At 38.2% G+C, this 1,841-nt stretch carries 1 protein-coding gene; it reads left to right on the top strand.

Features of this window, described 5'->3' with window-relative positions:
- The first annotated feature begins 120 nt into the window (after nt 1-120).
- Nucleotides 121-1,230 carry an IS110 family RNA-guided transposase gene (locus H0184_RS27320; protein ID WP_221831159.1) on the top strand — a complete coding sequence of 370 codons (1,110 nt, stop codon included), beginning with the start codon at nt 121-123 and terminating at the stop codon, nt 1,228-1,230.
- Nucleotides 1,231-1,841 lie beyond the last annotated feature (611 nt).

Below are 1,841 nucleotides of genomic sequence, written 5' to 3'. Positions count from 1 at the left end.
TATAAGTTATCATGAACGAAACTAGCTCCTTACTCGTAACAGCGTAGGTTAATTTGGTTAAACTGTTTACTGGAAAAAACAAACCAAATCAGAGCTACATTACGAAAGGAGCTAGTTATTATGAAGGATACCATAAAATATGTAGGTTTAGACGTATCAAAAGAAAAAATTGCTGTTTCTATTGCAGAAGAAGGACGAGGAGAACCAAGATATTGGGGGATGATCTCTAATACTCCTGAGGCTATTAGAAAGTTGGTAAGAAAGCTTGGAGAAACAGAAAATTTACGAGTATGTTATGAAGCTGGACCAACAGGCTATGGATTATATAGGCTTTTTCTTAGTCTGGGAATTGAATGTGAAGTAATTGCGCCATCTCTAATTCCCAGGAAGCCTGGAGAGAGGGTAAAAACAGACCGTAGGGATTCTCTTCGCCTTGCACAGCTTTTCCGTGCAGGTGAGTTAACCTCAGTGTATGTACCAACTGAAGACGACGAAGCTCTTAGGGATTTGGTACGCGCTCGAGAAGATGCTAAAGAAGATGAGTTAAGAGCAAAGCATCAATTGACCAAATTCCTTTTAAGGCATGAAATTCATCCGCCTAGTGGTGTAAGAAAATGGACTCAAAGATACCGTGATTGGTTAAATACTCTAAAATTTGATCGTTCTGCATCAAGGATTGTTTTTCAAGAATACTATCACCATCTACAAGAAATTGAGCAGCGTATTAAACGATTAGAAGAAGAAATAAATTTACAGGCTACCGAAGGTATCCATGCACCAATGATCCAAGCACTCAAAACATTAAGAGGTGTTGCAGTTATTACAGCTACAAGTCTTGTAGCTGAAATTGGATCATTTAAAAGATTTCCTACCCCAAAACAATTTATGTCTTATGTCGGACTTATTCCAAGTGAAAGCTCTAGTGGTGATATTAGAAGACAAGGAAAAATCACAAAAACAGGAAACCGTCATGTTCGGCGTTTATTAGTTGAGTCGGCTTGGAGTTACCGATATCAGCCTGCTTTAAAGGGAGAATTAAAGAGAAGACAAGAAGGACAATTACCTAGTGTTCAAGCAATATCATGGAAAGCACAAAATCGTCTCCACAAGAAATATTTTCGCTTATTATCACGAGGAAAAGAGAGTGGAAAGGCAATAACAGCTGTAGCTAGGGAGCTTGCAGGATTTATTTGGGCGATTACTCAGGAAGTTGAGTATAAAAGTATTTAGCTTATAAAACTATTCAGCATTTAGTAATATATAAATAAATTTAAGATCAACCGAGAAATAGAATCTGAGAATAGGGCTCGAAGGCAAAGGTAAAACCGGGAAGGAGAATCCACGATCTCCGCTTGTGCCATGTCTAAATAGACTAATGCACGTCATAAGTTAGTGGAAGCTCCTTTATACGGAAAGATAAAATGTGAAAACCCACGAATATCAGAGTGCTAACCGCTGTAGAGATTTTTGCCTTCGTGCCGTGTTCTTATCTTCTATCATTAAACATATAAGGAGGAAATTAAATTATTCTTCAGCTTTCAAAAGGATCTCAAACCCAGTAATGGTCGTCAAGGAAAACACTTGACAACCATTACTGGGTTTGAGGAGCAGTCAGTAAGCTGAAGAAGGAGCTACTCTAGCCTTAAAAGGCTGAGCCATAAACAAAATAGCAAAGAAGCCGAAATATGCTTCTCTTCTTAAAGTTGCCCAAAAACCAAACAAAATAACAAATTGAGCGGGGGGCTTGACAGTTTCGTTCATATCAGCGGAGATATTCCGCTTAACTGCTTCAAATAAGACAAATTACAAGGATTTAGAAACAATAAGCGGAAAAACTCAGC

The sequence above is a fragment of the Neobacillus niacini genome, assembly GCF_019749295.1.
In the GTDB taxonomy this organism is placed as follows: domain Bacteria; phylum Bacillota; class Bacilli; order Bacillales; family Cytobacillaceae; genus Neobacillus; species Neobacillus niacini_D.
This window is presented reverse-complemented; position numbering and strand designations above follow the sequence as displayed.